Origin of the sequence: Actinomadura sp. BRA 177, from assembly GCF_013372625.1 — a bacterium.
Classification (GTDB): domain Bacteria; phylum Actinomycetota; class Actinomycetes; order Streptosporangiales; family Streptosporangiaceae; genus Spirillospora.
The window spans coordinates 1-1,515 of sequence record NZ_JABXFD010000090.1; the positions used below are offsets into that span (position 1 = coordinate 1).

Annotated in this window: 2 protein-coding genes; one reads left to right on the top strand and one right to left on the bottom strand. The window is 75.6% G+C overall.

Annotated features, from left to right (window positions below):
* Window positions 1-150: 150 nt before the first annotated feature.
* A complete protein-coding gene (locus HUX53_RS02020; RefSeq protein WP_176401464.1) occupies window positions 151-1,137 on the bottom strand; it encodes an LLM class F420-dependent oxidoreductase in 987 nt (328 codons plus the stop codon).
* 126 nt (window positions 1,138-1,263) lie between these two features.
* On the opposite strand from HUX53_RS02020, the gene HUX53_RS02025 reads away from it, so the two are divergent.
* On the top strand, window positions 1,264-1,515 hold a 252-nt coding region (locus HUX53_RS02025; RefSeq protein ID WP_176401465.1), incomplete at its 3' end, for a hypothetical protein.

A 1,515-nucleotide genomic window follows, 5' to 3' on the forward strand; every position in this document is an offset into this window, starting at 1 on the left:
GTCCCGGCGGTCTCCTGCGCGGCGCCTGCCGCGCCACCGGCCGGACCGCCGGCGGCCTCGCCGGCGGTCCGGCCGGCCTTGCTCGTGGTCTCGGTCACCTTTCCCGACCCGTTGCCGGGAACCGAGGGGGTGTTCATCATCCGTCCTTTCCTAGGGGGAATCGTGCGGGCCGGCGGGGCGGCCGCCGCGCAGCCGCGGCAGCACCTCACCGGCGTAGAAGTCGAAGAAGCCGCCGGCGTCCGGCCCGATCTGCGTGACGAACACGTCGTCGTAGCCGGCGTCGGCGTAGGCGCGCAGCGCCCGCTCGTGCACCCCCGGGTCGGGGCCGCACGGCACCTGCGCGGCGACCATGTCGTCGGTGACCAGCTGGGACAGCTGCCGGAACTGGCGCGGCTGCGGCAGCAGCTGGTTGGCCTCGCCCGGCAGGTAGTCGCTGCCCCAGATCCGGCGCGCGGTCTCGCGGGCCCGCGCCTCGTCGGGGCCCCAGCACGCCTTCAGGCCGCCCTGCACCGGCTTGCCCTCGCCGCCGGAGTGCCGGTACTCCTTCACCAGGTCCGCGTCCGGCATCATGCAGATGAACCCGTCGGCGATGCGGCCCGCCAGCGTCGCCGCCTTGGACCCGAACCCCGACATGAAGATCGGCGGCGGCTCGTCCGGCAGCGTGTACAGCCGGGCGGTGTCCAGCCGGTAGTGCTCACCGCGGTGGGTGACCAGCCCGCCGGTGAACAGGCGCCGGATCAGCCCGACGGCCTCCTCCAGCATCTCCAGCCGCTCGGCGGCCGGCGGCCACCGCGCGTCGACGATGTGCTCGTTGAGGAACTCGCCCGTCCCGACGCCGAGGGTGAACCGGCCGCCGGTCAGGACCGCGCTGGTCGCCGCGGCCTGCGCCACGATCGCCGGGTGGGTGCGCACCAGCGGGCACGTCACCGCCGTCCCGATCGGCAGCGACGTCACCTGCGACAGCGCGCCGATCACCGACCACGCGAACGGGGCCTGGCCCTGCTCGTCCAGCCACGGGTGGAAGTGGTCGGAGATCCACAGGGCCTCGAACCCCGCCTCCTCGGCCATCCGCGCCTGCCGCAGGAGCTCGGCGGGCCCGTGCTCCTCGGTCGACAGGAAGTACCCGTACCTGGTCATCGACGCCTCCCCGGTCGCTCGGGCCCGTAACGCCCTACCCGGGCGGGCTCCGGCAAACATGCCCGCCGCCCCCGCGGGCGGCCCGGCGGGACGGTTGGAACCGTCGGTCCGGGTATGGCGAAGGTCATGCCCGGCCCAAAACGCGACCACGAACACGGCACGGACCCGCCGCCGCGCCCCGGCCCCGCCCGCCGTGCCGCCGAGCCGCTGGCCTGGTGGACGGTACTGCTGGCGGTCTACCTGGGGCTGGTGTCGACGATCTCGATCACCGAGATCACCGTCGGGGCGCTGACCGCCGCGGCCGGCGCCGCCGCCGCCGTGGCGGCGCGCCGCGCCCTGTTCACCACCGGCCCGGGCCGGGCCCCCGCCCGCCGGCCC

Excerpts from the sequence above, each read along its gene's own strand:
- HUX53_RS02020 (WP_176401464.1), bottom strand. The coding sequence starts at position 1,137 with ATGACCAGGTACGGGTACTTCCTGTCGACCGAGGAGCACGGGCCCGCC.